The sequence below is a fragment of the Mesorhizobium sp. M8A.F.Ca.ET.161.01.1.1 genome, from assembly GCF_004792105.1.
Lineage (GTDB): Bacteria > Pseudomonadota > Alphaproteobacteria > Rhizobiales > Rhizobiaceae > Mesorhizobium.
The window spans coordinates 1-422 of record NZ_SRTD01000094.1 but is presented as its reverse complement, the minus strand read 5'-3'; the positions used below and the strand labels follow the sequence as shown (position 1 = coordinate 422).

Below are 422 nucleotides of genomic sequence, written 5' to 3'. Positions count from 1 at the left end.
CTGTTCGGGAAAAGCCGTCGCCCAGGGGGTGGCCATGCGGCAGCGGCCATATTCCACACCGTCAAGCCTAAGGCCACGCAACATTTCCGTCAGGGCATCGTTCATGGTATCTCGCATATTCGGACGATTGGTTAAGGAATACGGATTTTCTAGCATGGAAACGCCGGGCTGTCACGCATAGCCTGCTTGCATCGATTTGCAGTCGTCGAAGCGGGGCTCCCAACCGGCTTCCTCGCCTTGCCCTTTCCGTTTCACGACGCGTTCCGGGAATGCGCATCAGGAGATTTTCATGAATAGCCGGACCATAAACGAACTGGAATATACGCCGCGTAGACAGGAGCCGGATGCGAAATGGGCCGCTGTGGTTTCACTTTCGCTCGGCGTTTTCGGATTGGTAACGGCGGAATTCCTGCCCGTCAGCC

Annotated in this window: 2 pseudogenes; one reads left to right on the top strand and one right to left on the bottom strand. The window is 56.6% G+C overall.

Annotated features, from left to right (window positions below):
* Positions 1 to 105, bottom strand: a pseudogene (locus EN804_RS38445) (cupin domain-containing protein); the annotation flags it as partial.
* A 184-nt stretch (positions 106 to 289) separates the two neighbouring features.
* Here EN804_RS38445 and EN804_RS38440 point away from each other — a divergent pair.
* Positions 290 to 422 (top strand): annotated as a pseudogene (locus tag EN804_RS38440) (MFS transporter); the annotation flags it as partial.